Annotated in this window: 20 protein-coding genes; 11 read left to right on the top strand and 9 right to left on the bottom strand. The window is 62.5% G+C overall.

What is annotated here, in order from left to right; all coding sequences use genetic code 11:
* The first annotated feature begins 21 nt into the window (after positions 1-21).
* Positions 22-501: a YajQ family cyclic di-GMP-binding protein gene (locus H7993_RS08240; protein WP_122479453.1), complete on the top strand. Its 480-nt coding sequence runs from the start codon at positions 22-24 to the stop codon at positions 499-501.
* A gap of 188 nt (positions 502-689) precedes the next feature.
* Positions 690-1532, top strand: a complete 843-nt coding sequence (locus H7993_RS08235) for a mechanosensitive ion channel family protein (RefSeq protein WP_122479452.1) — start codon at positions 690-692, stop codon at positions 1530-1532.
* A gap of 54 nt (positions 1533-1586) precedes the next feature.
* Here H7993_RS08235 and H7993_RS08230 read toward each other — a convergent pair whose 3' ends face one another.
* Both H7993_RS08230 and H7993_RS08225 read right to left on the bottom strand, forming a co-directional pair.
* Positions 1587-3125, bottom strand: coding sequence for an AmpG family muropeptide MFS transporter (locus H7993_RS08230; RefSeq protein WP_122479451.1), 1539 nt, complete (start codon positions 3123-3125; stop codon positions 1587-1589).
* A gap of 41 nt (positions 3126-3166) precedes the next feature.
* Positions 3167-3535 (bottom strand): MGMT family protein, encoded by a 369-nt coding sequence (locus H7993_RS08225; protein WP_122479450.1) that lies wholly within the window; start codon positions 3533-3535, stop codon positions 3167-3169.
* Between the two features lie 81 nt (positions 3536-3616).
* Between H7993_RS08225 and H7993_RS08220 the strand changes: the two genes are divergently transcribed.
* From H7993_RS08220 to H7993_RS08180, 9 genes are all read left to right on the top strand, one after another.
* The gene (locus H7993_RS08220) at positions 3617-4624 is read left to right on the top strand and encodes a DUF481 domain-containing protein (RefSeq protein WP_185794023.1); all 1008 of its coding nucleotides are present in this window, start codon (positions 3617-3619) and stop codon (positions 4622-4624) included.
* Between the two features lie 155 nt (positions 4625-4779).
* Positions 4780-5271, top strand: a complete 492-nt coding sequence (locus H7993_RS08215; RefSeq protein ID WP_122479448.1) for an FxsA family protein — start codon at positions 4780-4782, stop codon at positions 5269-5271.
* 248 nt (positions 5272-5519) lie between these two features.
* Positions 5520-5813, top strand: coding sequence for a co-chaperone GroES (locus H7993_RS08210; RefSeq protein WP_122479447.1), 294 nt, complete (start codon positions 5520-5522; stop codon positions 5811-5813).
* Positions 5814-5858: 45 nt separating this feature from the next.
* The gene (gene groL / locus H7993_RS08205) at positions 5859-7505 is read left to right on the top strand and encodes a chaperonin GroEL (RefSeq protein WP_122479446.1); all 1647 of its coding nucleotides are present in this window, start codon (positions 5859-5861) and stop codon (positions 7503-7505) included.
* Positions 7506-7638: 133 nt separating this feature from the next.
* On the top strand, positions 7639-8322 hold the full coding sequence (colR, locus tag H7993_RS08200; RefSeq protein ID WP_122479445.1) for a two-component system response regulator ColR: 684 nt from the start codon (positions 7639-7641) through the stop codon (positions 8320-8322).
* Entirely contained in the window at positions 8312-9601 is a 1290-nt protein-coding gene (locus tag H7993_RS08195) for a sensor histidine kinase (protein WP_185794022.1), read from the top strand. Before colR ends, H7993_RS08195 begins: the two co-directional genes overlap by 11 nt.
* A gap of 144 nt (positions 9602-9745) precedes the next feature.
* Entirely contained in the window at positions 9746-10426 is a 681-nt protein-coding gene (locus H7993_RS08190; protein ID WP_122479443.1) for a class I SAM-dependent methyltransferase, read from the top strand.
* Between the two features lie 5 nt (positions 10427-10431).
* Positions 10432-11148 (top strand): lipopolysaccharide kinase InaA family protein, encoded by a 717-nt coding sequence (locus H7993_RS08185; RefSeq protein WP_185794021.1) that lies wholly within the window; start codon positions 10432-10434, stop codon positions 11146-11148.
* Positions 11148-11375: a hypothetical protein gene (locus H7993_RS08180; RefSeq protein WP_122479441.1), complete on the top strand. Its 228-nt coding sequence runs from the start codon at positions 11148-11150 to the stop codon at positions 11373-11375. The genes H7993_RS08185 and H7993_RS08180 overlap by 1 nt, the downstream gene beginning before the upstream one ends.
* Positions 11376-11412: 37 nt before the next feature.
* On the opposite strand, the gene H7993_RS08175 is transcribed toward H7993_RS08180, so the two are convergent.
* The 7 genes from H7993_RS08175 to H7993_RS08145 all read right to left on the bottom strand — a co-directional run bounded on the left by H7993_RS08175 (position 11413) and on the right by H7993_RS08145 (position 20320).
* Positions 11413-12510, bottom strand: a complete 1098-nt coding sequence (locus tag H7993_RS08175) for a DUF1513 domain-containing protein (RefSeq protein ID WP_185794020.1) — start codon at positions 12508-12510, stop codon at positions 11413-11415.
* 2 nt (positions 12511-12512) lie between these two features.
* On the bottom strand, positions 12513-13577 hold the full coding sequence (locus H7993_RS08170; RefSeq protein ID WP_185794019.1) for an imelysin family protein: 1065 nt from the start codon (positions 13575-13577) through the stop codon (positions 12513-12515).
* 25 nt (positions 13578-13602) lie between these two features.
* Positions 13603-15030 carry a di-heme oxidoreductase family protein gene (locus tag H7993_RS08165; protein ID WP_185794018.1) on the bottom strand — a complete coding sequence of 476 codons (1428 nt, stop codon included), beginning with the start codon at positions 15028-15030 and terminating at the stop codon, positions 13603-13605.
* A 98-nt stretch (positions 15031-15128) separates the two neighbouring features.
* Positions 15129-16481, bottom strand: coding sequence for an imelysin family protein (locus H7993_RS08160; protein WP_185794017.1), 1353 nt, complete (start codon positions 16479-16481; stop codon positions 15129-15131).
* A 129-nt stretch (positions 16482-16610) separates the two neighbouring features.
* Positions 16611-18680 (bottom strand): putative bifunctional diguanylate cyclase/phosphodiesterase, encoded by a 2070-nt coding sequence (locus H7993_RS08155; protein ID WP_122479437.1) that lies wholly within the window; start codon positions 18678-18680, stop codon positions 16611-16613.
* Positions 18681-18937: 257 nt separating this feature from the next.
* Positions 18938-19534 carry a superoxide dismutase gene (locus H7993_RS08150; protein ID WP_185794016.1) on the bottom strand — a complete coding sequence of 199 codons (597 nt, stop codon included), beginning with the start codon at positions 19532-19534 and terminating at the stop codon, positions 18938-18940.
* 186 nt (positions 19535-19720) lie between these two features.
* Positions 19721-20320, bottom strand: coding sequence for a LysE/ArgO family amino acid transporter (locus H7993_RS08145; protein ID WP_122479435.1), 600 nt, complete (start codon positions 20318-20320; stop codon positions 19721-19723).
* Between the last annotated feature and the right edge of the window lie 19 nt (positions 20321-20339).

The following is a 20339-nucleotide window of genomic DNA, read 5'->3' as shown; positions in this document are numbered from 1 at the left end:
GATCAATTCTGGAGGAAACACATGCCCTCGTTCGACGTAGTGTCCGAGTTGGACAAGCACGAAGTCACCAACGCGGTCGACAACGCCATCAAGGAGCTGGATCGCCGTTACGATCTCAAGGGGAAAGGCAGTTTCGCATTCAAGGAGCTGACGGTCACCCTGACCGCCGAAGCCGAGTACCAGCTGGAAGCCATGATCGAGATTCTCAAGCTGGCACTGGTCAAGCGCAAGATCGACGTGCAATGCCTCGAGGTCAAGGATGCCTACGCCTCGGGTAAGGAAATGAAGCAGGAAGCGATCCTGCGCGAAGGTATCGAGAAGGAACTGGCGAAGAAGATCGTCGCTCACGTCAAGGACGCCAAGCTCAAGGTGCAGGCTGCCATCCAGGGTGAGCAGGTGCGCATCACCGGCAAGAAACGCGATGACTTGCAGGAGGCAATCGCTGCCCTGCGCGCGAAGGAATTCGGCATGCCGCTGCAGTTCAACAACTTTCGCGATTGATGAAGAACGGCGGGCCGGGCTGAACCTTGCCAGGCGACCGGCGTCGGAGCATCAGTGCGGCCGGAGCCTCTGGCGCCGGGCTTGCCGTGGCCTTTCAGATCGTGGCGCCGGTACGCCCGAGCCGGTCTTTGCCGGTTATCGCACGCTTTTCTTGAACGACGCTTGAACGAAGGCGGTAGGAGAACCCCATGGATTTGAACGCGGAAGTCAATCATCTGGTCCAGGCCTCGCAGGCCTGGATTCCGATGGTCATGCAGTACGGCAGCAAGGTGATCCTCGCCTTGGTGGTGCTGTGCGTGGGTTGGTGGTTGATCAACCGAGTCACCGCCAACCTGCAGAAACTGCTGGCCCTGCGTCACATCGATCTGGCGCTGCAGAACTTCATCGGCACGATCGCCAATATCATCCTGAAGATCCTCTTGATGGTCAGCGTGGCCTCGATGATCGGTATCGAGACGACCTCGTTCGTCGCCGCCATCGGTGGTGCGACCCTGGCCATCGGCCTGGCCCTGCAAGGCAGCCTGGCGAACTTCGCCGGCGGCGTGCTGATCCTGCTGTTCCGTCCCTTTCGCATCGGCGACTGGATCGAAGCCCAGGGTGTGAGTGGTACGGTCGACTCCATCCAGATCTTCCATACCGTGTTGCGCACCGGCGACAACCGCACGGTGATCCTGCCCAACGGCAACCTGTCCAACGGCATCATCACCAACACCAACCGTCAGCCTACGCGCAAGATCACCTTCGATATCGGGGTGGATTACGACGCCGACCTGCAAAAAGCCCGCGAGATCCTGCTGGACCTGGCCAAGGACCCACGCGTGTTGCAGACCCCGGCACCCGAGGCCGTCGTGGCGGCCCTGGGCGACAGCTCGATCACCGTGTCCCTGCGGATCTGGGTGAACACTGGCGACTTCGGCGGCGTGACCAATATGCTCAACGGCGAGATTCGCGATCGCCTGCGTGCCGAAGGCATCGACATTCCGTTTCCGCAGCGTGTGATTCGGGTGATGCAGGAAGGAGAAGCCAAGTAGGTTCGCAACGCTTCACGAAAAAGCCCCGGTCATCATGGCCGGGGCTTTTTTTTGTCAGGAGGGTTCTTCGTCAGGCCCGTCGCGCGCGATGCGGGCATTCTCCTGCTTCCAGTGCAGGGCGATCAGCAGCAGGGTCGGCACACCGAGCAGGGCGGTGATGAGGAAGAAATTGTGGTAGCCGAACTTCTCGACCATGACCCCTGAGTAGCCCCCGATCAGGCGCGGCAGGAGGAGCATGATCGAGCTCAGCAGGGCGTATTGGGTCGCCGAGAACTTGAGGTTGGTCAGGCTCGACAGGTAGGCGACGAAGGCCGAAGTGGCGAGCCCGGAGCTGAAGTTGTCCAGCGAGATGGTCAGCACCAGCATCTGCAGATTCGGCCCCATGTCGGCCAGCATCAGGAACAGCAGGTTGGTCCCCGCCGACGTGATGCCACCGATGAACAGAATGGGCAGGATGCCGAAGCGCACGATCAGCAGGCCGCCGAAGCCGGCGCCGAGCAGGGTCATGATCAGGCCGAAGATCTTGCTGACGCTGGCGATCTGGTCCTTGGTGAAGCCTTGGTCGATGTAGAAGACGTTGGCCATGACACCCATCACCGTATCGGACATCCGGTAGGTCGCGATCAGGCCCAGCAGCAGCAATGCCTGCCAGCGGTAGCGCAGGATGAAATCGTTGATCGGTGTGAGCACGGGAGCCAACCCGCGGCGACCGACCGAAGACAGGCACACCGCAGTCAGGATTATGTAGAGCAGCGCACGCAGGAATGCCCGGTCTTCGAGCAGCAGGTCGATCAGGCTCTGGCTGCCGAACAGCACGCTGGCAAAATCGGTGTTGTACAACTGGGTGAACATCGCCGGCACCGACACCAGCAACACGATCAGCACGAACACCGACATCAGTTGGTGGCTGAAGCCGTAGCGCGCTGCGGACAATTGCGTGCGCAGGGCTACCGGGGGTTCGCGCATGATCAGGGTAGTGATCAGTGCCGGTACCATCAGCACACCGAACAGCAGGTACGTGTTGGCCCAGGCCTGGTGCAGATAGGCGAAGCCGGTGGAACCGAAGCCTTCGGCGAAGTACAGCGCACCGGCGGTGGCCAGCAGCGCGGCCACGCGATAGCCGGCCATGTAGCTGGCGGCGAGGGCGGCCTGGCGCTGGTCTTCGGCGATTTCCAGGCGGTAGGCGTCTACCGCGATGTCCTGAGTGGCCGAGGCGAACGCGACCACCACGGCAATCGCGATCAACCACGACAGATGCTTCTGCGGGTCGCAGAAACTCATGCCCACCAGGCCGAGGATCACCAGAGCCTGGGCCAGAACCAGCCAGGAACGGCGCCGGCCCAGCTTGCCGAGCAGTGGCAGCCGCCACTGGTCGAGCAGCGGCGACCATACCCATTTGAAGGCATAGGCCAGACCGATCAGGCTGGCGTAACCGATGGTTTCACGGGCGACGCCCGCTTCACGCAACCACACCGACAGGGTTGAAAACACCAGCATGTACGGCAGGCCGGCAGCGAAACCGAGCAGCAGAAGCACAACGGTGGAAGGGCTGGCATAAGCGGCGAGCGCGGCGCGCCAGGTTTTACGGGGCATGGGCTGGAATCTGCCTCAGTTTGCGAAACAAAGCGCGCACTCTAACCGCATGCCTGCTCCGGACGCCAGCCATGGCGTGCCATATCCACGCGATTCTTCATGATCAGTACGCCTTCGCCACGCAGGCGTGCGCGTTGTTCGGCCCCGCTGCACGTGCCTGCCGCCAGGCTCAGCCGCCCGCCAGCGGCAACCACACGGTGCCAGGGCAAGCGGGTACCGTCCGGCAGTTGGCTCAGGGTACGTCCGACCCAGCGGGCCGCCCGCCCGAGCATGGCCAGTTCGGCCAACTGTCCATAGGTCACCACTTTGCCCTCCGGTACCTGAGCCAGCACGGTGTACAGCGCAGTGCGGCGAACGGCCGCAGCCTGATCCGGAGTATTTTGCAGTTGAGAATTGAACTCGTCTGTCATCTCGGGGTCTGTCCTTGCTCGGATCTTGTCCTACCGAATAATGCCGCATTTCCTACACTTCAGAGCACCCAGAATCCGCCTATGTTGCCTAGAACCCTGCTGTGCCTTGCCCTGGCTTCCACCTCTTCCGTGACGTTTGCCGATACAGTCTGGTTGAAGAACGGCGACCGTATCTCCGGCAAGATTACCGTGTTCGACGGTGGCAAGCTGATGGTGAAGACTGAATACGGTGGTTCGATTCCTCTGGACTGGAAACAGATCAAGACTATGGAAAGCGACCAGGAACTGCTGGTCAAGCAGGATGACTACATCGGCGAGAAAACCAAGTCGTTCAAGGCCGCCGAAGACGGCAAGGTCATCCTGCAGAACGGTGATGCACCGAAGACCGTCGAGTTGGCCAGCATCCAGCAGATCATCAAACCCAAGCCGGTGGTCACCGATCTGCAGATCAAGGGCAACGTCGATCTGGGCCTGGACTACAAGCGCGCCGAAACCGATACCGACGACTACAACGTCGCCTTCAAGACCACCGCCAGGCACGGCAAGTGGCGTCATATCGGCTCTGGCGAGTACAACCGCGAGTCCCAGGACAGCATCGTTACGACCGACAATTTCGATCTCGAATACTCCCTTGACCGCTTCCTCACCGATCAGTGGTTCTGGCAGGGCCGGGTTGATTACAAGCGTGACAAGATCGAGGACCTGGAGCGTCAGCGCACCGTGGGTACCGGCCCCGGCTACCAGTTCTGGGACGACGAACTGGGTGCGTTCTCCCTCGGTGGCTTGATCAACCGCACCGACTACCAGTATGCCGACGGCGACAAGGACAACTTCTATTCGCTGGCCATGAAGTGGGACTACAACCGCTACCTGATCGGCAAGACGGTCGAGTTCTTCACCCGCGGCGAACTCGGCAAGCCGATCGGCAACGTCGCCGACTACAGCCTGGATGCCGAAATGGGCCTGCGCTACAAGGTTACCGAATGGGCGTCGTTGAACCTCAAGGCCGAGAAGGACCTGGTCAGCGGCACCAGTGGTGCGGACTTGGACAGTACCCGCTACACCGCCGGTTTCGGTGTCGCCTGGTAACATTGCAATACGCCGACACAAGTCTGCGAGGCCCGGCTGGCGCGGGTTTCGCGGGACTGGCTTAAGCGACTGATGGGTCGCCACCTTGAATTAACGATTTATTGACGTCATCTAGGGTCTACTGGAAGGCATTCTTCCGTAGAGGAAACCATTTGATGCGCGCTTTTCTATTGCTGTTCCTGTTGTTCCCCGTGCTGGAACTGTACGTCTTCTTCAAGGTGAGCACGGCGATCGGGTTCTTTCCCGCGCTGCTGCTCATCATCGCCGGTTCGGCATTGGGTGTGCTGGTCATGCGCGTCGCCGGGCTGGCCACCGTCCTGCGTACCCGAGCCAGCCTGCAGCGCGGCGAGCTGCCTGCCGAGCAGATGTTCAATGGTCTGGTCACCGCCGTCGGCGGCGTACTGCTGATCGTGCCCGGCTTCATCAGCGATCTGCTGGCTGTGCTGTGCCTGCTGCCATTCACCCGGCACTTCCTGATCCGCAAGGTACGCGAGCGTGCCCAGGCGCAAGCCATGCGCCAGCGCGCGTTCGCCGACGACATGCCGCCCCCGGGTGGCCCGGCCCAGGCCTACCGGGCTCACGTCATCGAAGGCGAGGTGATCGAAGGCGAAGTGGTCGGTCGCGACACGTCGCGTCCGGACCGCTGAACACCTGCTGCAACCTGTCAACGGCGCCCTCGGGCGCCGTTTCTCTTGCAGCTTTGCCTGCAAATTTTTTCAGCCCGGCCCTTGTAATCGCTCGCGCCGACCTCATGTATGGGTCACCGCAAGGTTTGTGGCGATTGCGCCACACATGTTCCCGCGTCTTGCGGTGCAAGACGCGACCGGTTACGCCGGAAGATCCACACCGCCGGTACACACCGGCCGATGAAAACCATAATTAGGAGAGATCGACAATGAAGCTTCGTCCTCTGCATGACCGCGTCGTTATCCGTCGCAGCGAAGAAGAGTCCAAAACCGCTGGCGGTATCGTTCTGCCAGGTTCGGCCGCTGAAAAACCCAACCGTGGCGAAATCGTCGCAGTGGGCACCGGCAAGATCCTGGAGAGCGGCGAAGTTCGTGCGCTGGCCGTCAAAGTGGGTGACAAGGTGGTATTCGGCCCTTACTCGGGCAGCAACACCGTCAAGGTCGACGGTGAAGACCTGCTGGTGATGAGCGAGAGCGAGATCCTCGCCGTCGTCGAAGGCTGAAACCACTGAACTCCCGTTACTACCCAGTATTCAAGGAAATCGATCATGGCTGCTAAAGAAGTTAAATTCGGCGACTCCGCCCGCAAGAAAATGCTGACTGGTGTCAACGTCCTGGCTGACGCGGTAAAAGCGACCCTGGGCCCGAAAGGCCGTAACGTGATCATCGAGAAGAGCTTCGGCGCTCCGACCATCACCAAGGACGGCGTTTCCGTTGCCAAGGAAATCGAGCTCGAAGACCGTTTCGAAAACATGGGCGCGCAGCTGGTCAAAGACGTTGCCTCCCGTGCCAACGATGACGCAGGCGACGGCACCACGACCGCTACCGTTCTGGCTCAGGCCATCGTCAACGAAGGCTACAAGGCCGTCGCTGCCGGCATGAACCCGATGGACCTCAAGCGCGGCATCGACAAGGCGACCATCGCCGTTGTTGCCGAGCTGAAAAACCTGTCCAAGCCGTGCGCCGATACCAAGGCCATCGCTCAGGTCGGCACCATTTCCGCCAACTCCGACAGCTCCATCGGCGACATCATTGCCGAAGCCATGGAAAAAGTCGGTAAAGAAGGCGTGATCACCGTTGAAGAAGGCAGTGGCCTGGAAAACGAGCTGTCGGTTGTAGAAGGCATGCAGTTCGACCGTGGCTACCTGTCCCCGTACTTCGTCAACAAGCCTGAGACCATGGTCGCCGAGCTGGACAGCCCGCTGATCCTGCTGGTCGACAAGAAAATCTCCAACATCCGTGAAATGCTTCCGGTGCTGGAAGCTGTTGCCAAGGCCGGCCGCCCACTGCTGATCGTTTCCGAAGACGTCGAAGGCGAAGCCTTGGCGACTCTGGTCGTGAACAACATGCGCGGTATCGTCAAAGTCGCTGCCGTCAAGGCGCCGGGCTTCGGCGATCGTCGCAAGTCCATGCTGCAGGACATCGCCGTACTGACCGGCGGTACCGTTATCTCCGAAGAGATCGGCCTGAGCCTGGAAAGTGCCACCCTGGAAAACCTGGGCAGCGCCAAGCGCGTGACCATTTCCAAGGAAAACACCATCATCGTCGACGGTGCTGGCGTTGAAGGCGACATCCAGTCCCGTATCAACCAGATCCGTGCCCAGGTTGCCGAAACTTCCTCGGACTACGACCGTGAAAAACTGCAGGAACGTCTGGCCAAGCTGTCTGGCGGCGTTGCAGTGATCAAGGTTGGCGCTGGCTCCGAAGTTGAAATGAAAGAGAAGAAAGCCCGCGTTGAAGACGCCCTGCACGCAACCCGCGCAGCCGTCGAAGAAGGCGTGGTACCTGGCGGTGGCGTTGCACTGATCCGTGCTCTGGAAGCGCTGACCAACCTGACCGGCGACAACGCTGATCAGAACGTAGGTATAGCTGTACTGCGTCGCGCAGTCGAAGCACCGCTGCGCCAGATCGCTGCAAACTCCGGCGACGAGCCAAGCGTCGTCGTCAACGAAGTCAAGAACGGCAATGGTAACTACGGTTACAACGCTGCAACTGGCGTCTACGGCGACATGATCGAAATGGGCATCCTGGATCCTACCAAGGTGACCCGTTCGGCCTTGCAGGCTGCAGCTTCCATCGGTGGTCTGATCCTGACCACCGAAGCGGCCATTGCCGACAAGCCGAAAGCCGAAGGCTCGGCTGGCGGCGGCATGCCAGACATGGGCGGCATGGGTGGCATGGGCGGCATGATGTAAGCGAGCCCCGCGCTCTACCTGTCCTCAGGTAAGAAAAACCCCGGCCAGCGATGGCCGGGGTTTTTTTATGCCTGCCCAGCCTATAAGCTGCGCGAGCCCCGCCGGGGCGACAGCAGCACTCGGAGACCTGCCCATGCGAATCCTACTGGTTGAAGACAACCGCGACATCCTGGCCAACCTGGCCGATTACCTGGGTATGAAAGGCTACACCGTCGACTGCGCCCAGGACGGCCTGTCCGGATTGCACCTGGCGGCGACCGAGCACTACGACCTCATCGTGCTCGACATCATGCTCCCGGGCATCGATGGCTATACGCTGTGCAAGCGCCTGCGCGAAGATGCCCGGCGCGATACGCCGGTGATCATGCTCACCGCGCGCGACCAGCTGGACGATCGCCTGCAGGGTTTTCGTTCCGGCGCCGACGACTACCTGCTCAAGCCGTTTGCCCTGTCGGAGCTGGCAGCACGCATCGAAGCGGTCCTGCGCCGGGCCCAGGGCGGCGGTCGTCGCTCGCTGCAGGTGGGCGATCTCATCTACGACCTCGACACCCTCGAGGTCACCCGCGAGGGCCGCCTGCTCAAGCTCAACCCGGTTGGCCTCAAGCTGCTCGCCGTGCTGATGCAGAAGAGCCCCCATGTGCTGCGCCGCGAAGTGCTCGAGGAAGCTCTGTGGGGCGATGACTGCCCCGACAGCGACAGCCTGCGCAGCCACGTCCATCAGCTGCGCCAGGTGATCGACAAGCCGTTCGAGAAGCCCTTGCTGCACACCGTGCACGGTGTCGGTTACCGTCTTGCCGAAGGCCGCGATGGAGTTTAAGCAGAGCCTCGCGCAACGCATCATCATCGCGTTTGCCTTGATGAGTGCGCTGGTCGCAGGGGCGTTCGCGATCGGTATCGTGGCTACCGTGCACCTGGTGGAGGAGCGGTTGATATCCGCAGGCCTGGGCGGCGACCTGCAGCGCCTGCTGCTGATGGACAACGCGGCCGACTGGAGCCATCGCCCCGAACCCGATCAGTTGTTCTACTACGATAACGGTCCGGGCGACTTCGCGCTCACTGCCGATGTGAGGCATCTGCCACGCGGCTTCCACGAAGTGTTTCGCGGCGACCTTTCCTACCACGCGATGATCGAGGTAGTCGACGGTCGTCGTTACGCCTTGCTGCAGGATCAGAGCGATTTCGAAGAGCGCGAAAGAGTGCTGTTCGCCGTGGTGCTGGTGGGCTTCGTGCTCAGTCTGGCCCTGGCGATCTTTCTTGGCTGGGTCTTGGCACGCAAGGTCATGGCGCCCGTGGTGCGCCTGGCCCGCCAGGTGCGCCATCGTGATCAGATTCTTGGCCTGGCACCGCCATTGGCACCGGACTATACGGCCGACGAAGTCGGCGAGCTGGCCGTGGCCTTCGATGCCACCCTTGGCCGCCTGCGCGATGCCTTGACCCGCGAACGGCTGTTTACCAGCGACGTGAGCCATGAACTGCGCACGCCGTTGATGGTGCTCGCCAGCTCCTGCGAGCTGCTGCTGGAGAATCCGGCGCTGCCGGAGCGTTCCCGTGCGCAGGTGCTGCGCATTGCCCGAGCCTGCGAAGACATGCGTGACCTGGTGCAGACCTTCCTGATGCTGGCGCGGGCCCAGCGCGACGACAGCGGCAGAGCCACGCCGGCCACTCTGGGTCAGGTAGCCGAAGCGCTGCTGACCCAATGGCGACCAGCCATCGAAAAGAAAGGCCTGGCCCTTGAGTTCGTCGCTGGCGCGCCCTTGGCGCAGACCTACAACGGTGCTTTTCTTCACGCCGTGATGGGCAACCTGCTGCGCAATGCCCTGCACTACACCGATCAGGGTTTCATTCGTCTGACGCTGGGGGCGAGCGGCTTCCATGTGGAAGACAGCGGTGTAGGGATTCCCGAGGCTCAGCGCGAGGCCATGTTCCAACCGTTTGTGCGCGGCCCGGAGAAGCGTGGAGAAGGGCTAGGCCTGGGTCTGTCGTTGGTCCAGCGGATCTGCGAGGACCAGGGCTGGCAAGTCCGTCTGGAGGCCGTCGAGCCTCATGGCTGTCGCTTCAGTGTGGAGCTGGGCCTTGGCAAGCAAGCCCTGGGGTGATGCTTGCTTCGCACCCCAGGTGCAATTATTGTAGGAAATATCCTGTATCAGCTCGGAAACTTCTGACAAATTTTTCACAATGACATGACCTAGCCATGACGGTTGGATGAATAAGGTGTGCGCCACTGTCCTGGAGGCGTGCCCATGTCCGATCCCGTGAAGCTGGAATTTTCCGATAAGTACGATCGCGCTCACGCGCAGAAGTATTTCGACAAACACCGCAACAGTTTTGCTCGACGCATGTCGCACCGACGTGACGAACAGCTGGCCCGCAAAGCCCTGGCCCTGGTCGGCGAGCCTGGATTGGTGCTGGACCTGCCGTGCGGTGCCGGTCGTTTCTGGCCGCTGCTGGCGGAGAAGCAGAACCGGGTGATCATTGGTGCGGACAACTCTGCGGCCATGGTGGAAACCGCCTGCGCTTCACAGCCGGCGCACATTGTTGGCCGGGTGCAGCCGCTGCAGACCTCGGCATTCGATGTGGCCCTGCCGGACAATTCGGTGGACAGCATTTTCTGCATGAGGTTGCTGCACCACATCGGCGAGGCCGAGCACCGCATGACGATTCTCAAGCAGTTTCATCGAGTGACGCGTGACAGTGTGGTCTTGTCGTTGTGGGTCGATGGCAACTTCAAGGCCTGGAAGCGTGAGCGGGCCGAGCAGCGTCGACGCCTGCACAACGAGCAGGATGGGTATCAGAACCGCTTCGTGTTGCCGGCGGCAACCGTTGAAGCGGAGTTCATCCAGGCCGGCTTCCGTATCCAGGAACGCCTGGACTTTTTACCGATGTACGCCATGTGGCGAGTATACGTTCTACGTAAGGGGTAAGCAGGATGGCGGTTGAAGGCATGACGGCAGGCACGGCGAGCGGAGATGCCGACTTCGATCACTATTGGCGGCAGCAGGGTGCCTGGGTGGAAGAGCCCAATGTCAGGCGCGGCGGTGAAAGCGGCGTGCAACGCCTGTTCGCTGCCGACGGGCAGATGATCTACGTCAAGCGCCAGGTCGGGCATATCTACCGCAGCTGGCTGCACCCGTTCGGTCGCCCAACGGTGCTGCGCGAACGCGATGCGTTGACCGCGCTCTACCAGCTCGACGTCAATGTACCGAAGATGATCTTCTGCGGTACGCAGCGCGACGAGAACAATCAGTGGCGCGCACTGCTGGTGACGCGTTCCCTGGACGGTTTCGAGGAGTATGAGCACTGGCTGCAGGGCGGGGGCCGCGAACGCCACGGCGAAGCGGTCCACGAGCAGATTCTGCAGAGCCTGGCGACCAATCTGGCGCGCATGCACCGCGGCCGCTGGCAGCACAGCTGCATCTATATCAAGCATGTGTTCGTGCGCGTGACAGGCGAGGGCAGCAATGCACGCGGTGAGGTAGCGCTGCTGGACCTGGAGAAGTGCCGTCAGCGCATGACCGCGCAGCAAGCTGCCTCCCACGACATGAAGCAGCTGCGTCGCCATTCGTCGTTCAGTGCACCCGACTGGCAGAAGTTGATCTACCTTTATGAAGCGGCATTCGGCAGCTCCATCAAAGGTTTAGCGTGATGAAACTAGAAATGGCACGAGGTTTGTTTCTGGTGGCAGCCCTGGGGGTGGCCACTGCGGCGGCAGCGGCGTGGGAACAACCCCGCTCGGCCATTGTCAGTGCGGCCCACGGTGAGGGCAATTGCCCATTGCCCCGGTCGCAGAAGGCGCACATCGCAGTGACCCCGGACAAGGATTTCATCCTGTTCATGCTGGGCCTGAGCCAAGGCGTGCGCACCCAGGGTTGAATTCCCGAGCCAGTTCGCTGGCTCACGTTGCACTGGCTCAAGCCAGGTACAGGTGGTTGTCCCAAAGCCCCGATGGCAATTGCAGCGGCATGCCCACTAGCTGCGCTGCTCGGCAGTCATAATGGCGGCAGCGGCCTTGCCCCGAAGTCACCACGAAACCGTCTTCCACAGCCCCCACGCCTGCGCAATCGGGCAAGGTGCCGTCATGCCTGACCGCACCACTGTCCATGTCCCAGATGAAGAAGCGGTTGGCCCTCGGCGCCGTCAGCGCCACAAGGCGCAACTCGCTGTGCACCGCAACGCTGGCGGTGTAGTGCCCCATGGATTGCAATTGCGTCAGCGAAACGGGAAAGGCTTCGAAGGGCTGGCCGGGACGCTTGACCGCCAACAGCGGCGCGCTTTCATGGGCAGGCCCCATGAATTGCTGGCAGGCGAAGACGGTAGCGTCGCTGCCGATTGCCAGGTGCCGCACGCTGTTCATCGGCTGTTCCAGGCACTCCTTGCTCAGCAGGGTGCCATCGCGCTGCATCATCACCAGGCTCGGCTGCATGGCATCCAGATTCATCTCGATCCGGCTTTCGGCCTCGGTCCGAATACCGCCATTGGCCACCACCAGGGTTTCGCCGTCCGGCATCCACGATACCTGATGAGGGCCGATGCCATGGGTGGACAGTTCGCCACTGTGCACCAGGCGTCCGTCGACGAAGCGGTAGACCCCCAGAACGCCACGGCCTGGATCGGTGGTGTCGTTCTCGGTGGCGTACAGCCACTCGCCATCCTTGTGCACTACTGCGTGGCCATAGAAGTGCCGATCTGCCTGGGATGCCAGGGTCTGCAGCAACACGCCGTCGTGCAGATCGATCAAGTAGCTTTCGGTGCCGGGACGGCGAGCCACGAACAGCGCCACGGGCAGCGTCGGGTGCGTGACGATGTCATGGCAGCGTTGGCCTACCTGCGTGGCGAACACCTCGCGGCCGTCCAGCCGATAACCCACGGCGTAGTGCCCGCCATCGGCATCGTCGCGCGCAGACAACAGCAGCGGTTCGCGCTGCGGATGCCGGGCCAGCGTCCAGTTGCCCAGGGTCAGTGCCTTGAGCAGTACGTGGGTCAGCTTCTGCGCCGAGCGTACAATCATCGTCAGTCACCGTCGTTGGCATTGAAGCCCAGCTGGATGTTCAGGGCGCGGGCCAGTTCGCCTTCGTGCAGACGGTGGACCACGTTGAGGCTGTCGTAGAGGGTGTTGAGGAACTGTTTGCCGGCATCGTCGCCGAGCAGTTCACCGAGGTTGCGGGTATTGCCGTCGAGCAGCTTCATGGACGCGGCGTAGGCGGCGTCGATCTTGTCGGCCAGGGGTTTCTGCTCGGCGGGCAACAGGCCGCGCAGGCCCTTGCCGTCGACACCGACCCAGACGGTCTGGGCGGCCGCCAGGCTCGCCCGCACGCTGTGCATCGACTGCGCGCTGCGCCAGGCCTCGGCCTGGTAGGGCTGGGCAATACCCTTGCTGAGGCGGCCCATGGGCGCGCCGAGCTTTTTCTTCAGGGTGTCGAGTGCGGTGACCTGCGCACGCAGCACATCGGCGATGGCTTCGTGGGAGTCGGCGTAGCGCTGGTTGGGAAACTTGGTCATCTGCGCGAGCATGCCGTCGGCACTGTTCCAACTGGCGAGGATTTCTTCGGCCAGCGCTTTCTGCCTCTCGCCAATGGCGCTGAGCAGTGGACAGTAGCGTGCTTTCTGCGCGGCATCGGCAATTTCCGGCTTGCTGTCGAACAGGATGTACTCATAGGCCGACAGCCCCTGCACGACCACGCTGGCCTTGGCCAAACCCTGTGCGTCGATGGGTTGCTCGGCGTTGGCCAGTTGCTCGACCTGACGGCCGACGAGGTTCTTCTTGTCCGGCCAGAACTGCACCGACCAGGCTTTGTTGCCCTCGGCCAGCGGCCCGATCAGCAACGGTTGCAGCTCGGCCCAGGCTCTTTGCGCCTTGAGGAAATCGGCACGCGCGGCATCCAGTGGCTGCGCACCCTGGCAGAACGCCAGGGCGCTGGCAGCCAGTTGCCGATCGGCCTCCACCCAGCGGCTATAGGTCGGCAGGATGACCTGCTTGGCGATGGCCGCACTGGTAACGGCTTGCCGATCTTGCGGCGAGCAGGCACCCAGTGCCAGGGCGGCGAGGCCGGTGAAGAGCAGCTTGGGACGGAACATGTAGGCTCCTGAAACGTGTGTTCATCTAGAGAGAGTTCAAGAACGCCAGCAGCGCAGCGCGCTGCTGGGCGTCGAATTGCAATACCTGTTGCCTGGCCGCTTCGGCTTCGCCGCCGTGCCACAGCACGGCTTCGAGCAGGTTGCGCGCGCGACCGTCGTGGAGAAACTGGCTATGCCCGCTGACCGTTTCGCTCAGGCCGATGCCCCACAGCGGCGGCGTGCGCCAGTCCTGTGCGCCGGCCTTGAACTCGCTGCGCCCGTCGGCCAGGCCGGGGCCCATGTCGTGCAGCAGCAGGTCGGTGTAGGGGCGAATCGTCTGGCTGCGCAGCTCGGGCTCCGCCGCGTCGCTGGCCGTGGTGTATTGCGCCACGTGGCAACCCTGGCAGCCGGCCTGATAGAACAGATTCTTGCCGGCCAGGACCTGCGGCGAGTCGACGTCGCGGCGCGCAGGCACACCCAGGTTGCGGGTGTAGAACAGCACCAGGCGCAGAATGTTATCACTGACTTCGGGTTCCCCGCCCGGGCCATTGCCGTTGACCGCCTGGCGACAATCGGTTTGCGCCGCCGTACAGTCATCGAAGGGTCGCAGCGTGGTGGTCAGCCCCATGTCGCCGGAAAAGGCATGGACATTCTGCTGGTTCAGATTGGGCTGTCCGGCTTTCCAGCCGAAGCGGCCAGGCACGCTGCGGCCTTGGCTGTCGTCCCATACCTGATTGGGCCGACCCTTGATCGGCCCGGCGCTATCGGCCTGGTTGCGGGCATTGGCCAGGATATCCGCTTCGCTGATCGCTTCGAGCAGGCCCAGGCCGATCATCGGTGGTGCGACCCGCGCAGAGAAGCGTGTGTCGGGATGCAGTGCGCCGTAGCCCAATTGGCTGATCTGCAACTGCGGCTGGCGCAGCTCGACCAGAGTGCCGTCCTTGAAGCGCACCGGCACGCTTTGATAGGTGACCCTCACCTTGCCTTCGGGCACATGGCCAGGGATGGCCATGTCCTGCAGCTGTGTGCCGTAGACCGGCTCGGGCACCACGCCCAGGCGTTCGATCTCGCGCAGGTAATGCGGGCTGTCGGGCAGCGACAAGCGGACCAGCATGGAGACGGCGCTGAGCGCGTTGTCTTCGGGCGGATGGCCGCGGCCATCCTTGATGTGGCAGTTCTGGCAGGCATTGGTATTGAACAGCGGCCCCAGGCCGTCACGCGCGGTGGTGGTAGACGGCGCGATGACCCAGGGGCTGCGGAAGAAGCTGTTGCCCACGCTGAAATCCAGGCGTCGGACCGGCGAAAGATTGGCCGAGGGCATGGAGTAGGCGTTGACATCGAATTTGCGCACGGTGGCCTGCCCCGCGCTCTGTGCTTCGCCCGGCTCTGCCTGGGTGAAACGCGGGGCGTCGTCACACCCGACCAGGCCGCAGGCCAGGAGCAGGAAGACGACACGGGGCAGGGATGGGCGCATGGGTGGAAAGCTGTGGTGAAGGAAGCGGATGTTCGGCCGACGCATGGGGGCTGCAACTGGCGTCGGCGTAGCCTTCTCCAGTGCAGCCCCCGGTTGAATCAGAACTCGTGATCGGCGGTGTCCGGGTTCAGATCGGTGATGCCCAGTTTGCCGGCGGCCTGTTCGATTGCGCCGGTCTGCTTGACCAGGGCGGCGATTGCATCGCGTACCACCTGCTGGCCGGCGGCGTTGTCGGCGCTGATCAACTGGTCGAAGTGCTCGCCCTTGTTGGCGCGGTCGACGATGGCCTGCATCTTCGCTTCGGTGTCGGCCAGATCGGCCTTGAGCGCGGTATCGGCAGCCGGGTCGGCCTTGGCCACCAGTGAGGACAGGCTGGCGCCGGTCAGCTTGGTGCCGTCGGTACGGGTGTACTCGCCCAGGTACACGTTACGGATGCCCTTGGCATTGTAGAAGGCGGAATTGTGCGTGTTGTCGCTGAAGCAGTCGTGCTCGTCTTCCGGCGAGTTGGCTTCGAGCGCGACCTTCATGCGTTCGCCGGCCAGTTCGCCGAGCGACAGGCTGCCCATGCCGAAAAGCATTTTGCGCAGGCCACTGTCGACCGGTTCGCCGACCAGCGTGGCGCGGTAGTTGTCGGCCACGTTGGGCTTCCAGTTGGCGAGCATCTCTTCGAGGTCGCTGACCAGCAGATCGGTGACGGCCTTGAGGTAGGCGCGACGGCGATCGTTGTGGCCGCCGGTGGCGCCCGCGCCGTCCAGGTAGTCGGAGGCAGGGCGGTTGCCGGCGCCAGGGCCGGTACCGTTGAGGTCCTGGCCCCAGAGCAGGAACTCGATGGCGTGGTAGCCGGTGGCGACGTTGGCCTCCGAACCGCCCAGCTCGTTCAGGCTGGCAAGCTTCTCGGTAGTGATTTCGCTGACGTCGACCTTGTCTTCACCGACCTGGATTTCCTTGTTGGCGATGATGTTGGCAGTCGCGCCCGGGTTGCCCAGGGCGTGTTCGTAGCTCTTGTCGGTGTAGTCGATCAGGCCTTCGTCCAGCGGCCAGGCATTGACCTGGCCTTCCCAATCGTCGATCAGGGTGTTGCCGAAGCGAAAGGTTTCGGTCTGCAGGTAGGCAGGGCGCGAGGCTACCCAGGCGTCGCGTGCGGCCTTCAGGGTGGCGTCGCTGGGTGCGGCCAGGAAGGCGTCCACGGCTTTCTGCAGCGTCTGGGCAGTGCTCAGCGCGTCTTCGAAGGTGGCGTGCACGATGTCGGCGTAATGGGCAACCACGGCCTTGGCGGCCGCCTCGTCCAGAGTCCCGGAGGCCGTGGGCACCGCAGCCGGGGCCGCCGGGGCGGATGCAGCCGGGGCTGGGGCCTGGGCAGCGGTGGTGGTTTGCTTGTCCTTGCTGTCGCAGCCGGCAAGAGCGATGGCGATGGCCAGCAGACTGGCGGTGGCCAGGGGCGTACGAATCATGGCGAAATCCTGCGTCAAGAGTGGCGAGCGGGCGCGCCTGTGGCGCGCAAAACTGCGCCATAATGCGAAAGATTTGCATTTTCTGTAAAGGGTTAATGTGAAAAAACCTTCAGGCTGGCATGTCTGCCGCTAGGTTTGCGACGGAGTCCGCGCCAGGCTGGTACGGCTGCGCTCGGATTGCTTGAGCAGGGCGGTCAGTTCGCGAGCGGCCAGGGGTTTGCTGTAGAGGTAGCCCTGACCTTCGTGACAGCCCTGGGCGACGATGTACGCTTCCTGCTCCAGCGTTTCCACGCCTTCGGCGATCACCTGCATGTTCAGGCTCTTGCCCAGTTGGATGATCGCCCGGACGATGGTCGCGTCGTCCTCGTCGTTGAGCACGTCCTGGACGAAACTCTTGTCGATCTTGATCTTGTCCAGTGGCAGTGACTTCAGGTAGCTGAGTGAAGAATAGCCCGTGCCGAAGTCGTCGATGGCGATCAGCGCACCCGAGCGTCGCAGACTCAGCAGGTGCTGCGCTGCGGTGCTGATGTCTTCCATCAGGCCGGTTTCGGTGACTTCCAGTTCGAGGCTGCGCGGCGGCAGGCGGTACATTTGCAGGATGTTGCTGACCACCCGCGGCAGTTCGTTGTGATGCAGCTGCACGGTCGACAGATTGACCGCCATGCGCAAGCCGCTGAAACCCTGGTCGTGCCACTCGCGCAGTTGGCTGCAGGCCTCGTTCAGCACCCACTCGCCGATGGCAATGATGCTGCGGTTCTGCTCGGCCAGCGGAATGAACTGATCGGGTGGCACCAGGCCGTGCTCGGGATGCTGCCACCTCAGCAGTGCCTCGACGCCGACGATCCGGTGGTCGCGGTAGCTGATCTGTGGCTGGTACACCAGATGCAGTTGATTGCGTGCCAGTGCCTCGCGCAGGTCTTTTTCCAGCTCGCGGCGCCGGCGCATCTCGGTGTCGACGCTGGCAATGTAGAACTGGTAGCGGTTGCGCGAGCGGACCTTGGCCAGGGTCATGGTCTGCTCGGCTTTCTGCAGCAGGTTTTCGGTGCTGTCGCCGTCTTCGGGAAACAAGGTGATGCCGATGGTGGCGCGCAGGCGGATGGAGTGCGGGTCGAGCGGGAAGGCCGCGTCGAGGTCGTCGAGGATGCGCTGGGCCAATTCCGCCGCTTCGTAAGGTTGTTCGATGTCGGCCTGGACCAGTGCGAACTGATCGCCGCCCAGCCGGGCCAGGGTGCCGAACCTGCCACTGTGGGCCCGCAGGCGATCGGCCAGCGCGCGCAGCAACTGGTCACCGGTCTGGTAGCCAAACTGTTCGTTGATGCCCTTGAAGTCGTCGAGGCCGACGCACAGCACCGCCACCCGCCGCTGCAGGCGATGGGCGTCGAGCAGGACCTTGTCCAGTTGCTGCTGCAATTGCACGCGATTGGCCAGGCCGGTCAGGAAGTCATGCTGGGCCATGTGCAGCATGCTGTCTTCGGCTTCGTGGCGCAGTTGGGTGTTGCGCTCGATGGAGGCCAGGAGTTGATTGGCGGTGTTCACCCACAGGCCCAGCTCGTTGTGTTCATGGCCGCGCGGCAACGGCAATTGGTACTCGCCGGGGCGGTCGGGGTTGATCTGCAGCAGGTGTTTGATGATCCGCGACAACGGCTTGGTCAGCAGCCAGTGATAGATCAGGTACAGCAACAGGCCCAGGGCGAGCGCGCGCAAGGTGCCGGAGATGAAGATGATCACCGAGCTGACGATGAAGTCCTCGCCATAGGTGGCGGTGTCCAGGGTGATGTGCAGGTCGCCGTAGTATTCGCTGTAGGGCCCGCGGCCGATCAGGCGTGTACTGAAGCTGCGCTCCTGGCCGAGGATGCGATCGGTCAGCCAGCGGCTGGTCAGGCTCTGCAGCGGACGCGAACGTTCGGCAAGCATGGGTTCGTCGGGATGGCCGATGGAAGCCTGGCGCACGGCATCGTCCTGGAACAACCCTTCGATGACCTGCATGCCCATTTCCCGGTCCAGGCTATAGACCGCCTGGGTCGACGGATCGCGGAACATGGCGAGGATCCGCTCGGCATCGGCGGAGATGGCCTGGCGGGTCTTGTAGCCATCGAAGACGATTTGCGCACAACTGAGCACCATGCCCACGACCAGTGCCGACATCAGTACCACGCGAAGCAACTTGACGGACAAGCTGTTCCTGACTTCCAGCTTCAATGGCAATTCCTTGTTTCGAACGCTTGGCATCAAGATGCCATGAGTATTGGCAACTTACCGTAAGCCGTAAAGCCACAAATGTGCGCGAGCCGTACCGATGGTCTTGAATACCGGAGGACGCGCCAGTGTGTCGGCCGACCCGGACGTATTCTTGAGCGGCCATGTAGCAACAAGGTAAACGAAGCGTGCCTTCGGCGTATGCAGGCAGGCACAAAAAAGCCCGGCACGAAGGCCGGGCTTTTCAACAGTGCAGCAGGTCAGGCGGTGAACGCCTGGCCTTCGTACTGCTGGGCAACGAAGTCCCAGTTCACCAGGTTCCAGAACGCCTCGACGTACTTGGGACGGACGTTGCGGTAGTCGATGTAATAGGCGTGTTCCCAGACGTCGCAGGTCAGCAGCGGGGTATCGCCGTTGGTCAGCGGGTTGCCGGCGCCAATGGTGCTGGCCAGGGCCAGGGAACCGTCGGCTTTCTTCACCAGCCAGCCCCAGCCGGAACCGAAGGTGCCGACCGACGTCTTGGTGAATTCTTCCTTGAAGGTGTCGAACGAGCCGAACGCGGTGTTGATGGCTTCGGCCAGGGCACCGATAGGCTGGCCGCCGGCGTTTGGCGCCAGGCAGTTCCAGTAGAAGGTGTGGTTCCAGACCTGGGCGGCGTTGTTGAAGATGCCACCGGAAGACGACTTGACGATCTCTTCGAGGGTCTTGCCTTCGAACTCGGTGCCAGGCACCAGGTTGTTCAGGTTCACGACATAGGTGTTGTGGTGCTTGTCGTGGTGATACTCCAGGGTTTCCTTGGAGATGTGCGGCTGCAGGGCATCGTGGGCGTAGGGCAGCGGCGGCAATTCGAAAGCCATGGTGATTCTCCTAATCAGGTCTGTTGCGGTTTGCGCAAGGCCGATCACGGGCGGCCTGGAAAACGTCGGCGAGTTTTTACTCTTTGCGACGCAGTGCCGGATCATAGCATCGGCATAGTGGCTTAACCACGCAACAACTGTGTGGAATAGAGGTTCCAGAGCCTTTGCGTGGCCAGACTGACGGTTTCAGGCGAATACCAGTTGCGCGGCTACGGCGAACATCATCACCGCCACCATCAGATCGAGCAGGCGCCAGGTGTTGGGCCGCGCCAGCCAGGGCGCCAGCCAGGCCGCAGCCAGGGCCAGGCCGAAGAACCACAGCAGCGATGCGCTGGTGGCGCCGGCGACATAGGCGGCAGGCACGCTTTGCTGGGCGCCGAGCGAGCCGATCAGCAGGACCGTGTCCAGATACACGTGGGGGTTGAGCAGGGTCACCGCCAGCGCGCTGAGCAGCACCGCCCTGCGCGAGCGCAACCCGGCGGTGCCGGCCTGTTCCAGGCTTTGCCGCGAGCAGGCACGGCGCAGGGCCTTGACGCCGTACCAGAGCAGAAACAACGCACCGCCCCAGCGTGCCACCGCCAGCAAGGTCGGATTGTGCGCCAGTACCGTGGCCAGGCCGAACACACCCGCAGCCACCAGCAGCGCATCGCATACCACGCATAGCAGCGCCACGGGCAGGTGATGCTCACGGCGCAGGCTCTGCGCCAGAACGAAAGCGTTCTGCGTGCCGATCGCCATGATCAGGCCGAACGCGACCAGCAAACCGTTCAAGTAACTCTGCCACATCGCTGTATCTCCCATTTGA

This window comes from Pseudomonas baltica (assembly GCF_014235765.1).
Taxonomy (GTDB): Bacteria; Pseudomonadota; Gammaproteobacteria; order Pseudomonadales; family Pseudomonadaceae; genus Aquipseudomonas; species Aquipseudomonas baltica.
The sequence above is the reverse complement of the archived record's forward strand: the minus strand, read 5'-3'. Positions and strand labels throughout refer to the sequence as shown.

Excerpts from the sequence above, each read along its gene's own strand:
- groL (WP_122479446.1), top strand. The coding sequence starts at position 5,859 with ATGGCTGCTAAAGAAGTTAAATTCGGCGACTCCGCCCGCAAGAAAATG.
- H7993_RS08185 (WP_185794021.1), top strand. The coding sequence starts at position 10,432 with ATGGCGGTTGAAGGCATGACGGCAGGCACGGCGAGCGGAGATGCCGAC.
- H7993_RS08240 (WP_122479453.1), top strand. The coding sequence starts at position 22 with ATGCCCTCGTTCGACGTAGTGTCCGAGTTGGACAAGCACGAAGTCACC.
- H7993_RS08230 (WP_122479451.1), bottom strand. The coding sequence starts at position 3,125 with ATGCCCCGTAAAACCTGGCGCGCCGCGCTCGCCGCTTATGCCAGCCCT.
- H7993_RS08235 (WP_122479452.1), top strand. The coding sequence starts at position 690 with ATGGATTTGAACGCGGAAGTCAATCATCTGGTCCAGGCCTCGCAGGCC.
- H7993_RS08190 (WP_122479443.1), top strand. The coding sequence starts at position 9,746 with ATGTCCGATCCCGTGAAGCTGGAATTTTCCGATAAGTACGATCGCGCT.
- H7993_RS08210 (WP_122479447.1), top strand. The coding sequence starts at position 5,520 with ATGAAGCTTCGTCCTCTGCATGACCGCGTCGTTATCCGTCGCAGCGAA.
- H7993_RS08180 (WP_122479441.1), top strand. The coding sequence starts at position 11,148 with ATGAAACTAGAAATGGCACGAGGTTTGTTTCTGGTGGCAGCCCTGGGG.
- colR (WP_122479445.1), top strand. The coding sequence starts at position 7,639 with ATGCGAATCCTACTGGTTGAAGACAACCGCGACATCCTGGCCAACCTG.
- H7993_RS08225 (WP_122479450.1), bottom strand. The coding sequence starts at position 3,535 with ATGACAGACGAGTTCAATTCTCAACTGCAAAATACTCCGGATCAGGCT.
- H7993_RS08175 (WP_185794020.1), bottom strand. The coding sequence starts at position 12,510 with ATGATTGTACGCTCGGCGCAGAAGCTGACCCACGTACTGCTCAAGGCA.
- H7993_RS08160 (WP_185794017.1), bottom strand. The coding sequence starts at position 16,481 with ATGATTCGTACGCCCCTGGCCACCGCCAGTCTGCTGGCCATCGCCATC.
- H7993_RS08220 (WP_185794023.1), top strand. The coding sequence starts at position 3,617 with ATGTTGCCTAGAACCCTGCTGTGCCTTGCCCTGGCTTCCACCTCTTCC.
- H7993_RS08215 (WP_122479448.1), top strand. The coding sequence starts at position 4,780 with ATGCGCGCTTTTCTATTGCTGTTCCTGTTGTTCCCCGTGCTGGAACTG.
- H7993_RS08150 (WP_185794016.1), bottom strand. The coding sequence starts at position 19,534 with ATGGCTTTCGAATTGCCGCCGCTGCCCTACGCCCACGATGCCCTGCAG.
- H7993_RS08165 (WP_185794018.1), bottom strand. The coding sequence starts at position 15,030 with ATGCGCCCATCCCTGCCCCGTGTCGTCTTCCTGCTCCTGGCCTGCGGC.
- H7993_RS08145 (WP_122479435.1), bottom strand. The coding sequence starts at position 20,320 with ATGTGGCAGAGTTACTTGAACGGTTTGCTGGTCGCGTTCGGCCTGATC.
- H7993_RS08170 (WP_185794019.1), bottom strand. The coding sequence starts at position 13,577 with ATGTTCCGTCCCAAGCTGCTCTTCACCGGCCTCGCCGCCCTGGCACTG.
- H7993_RS08195 (WP_185794022.1), top strand. The coding sequence starts at position 8,312 with ATGGAGTTTAAGCAGAGCCTCGCGCAACGCATCATCATCGCGTTTGCC.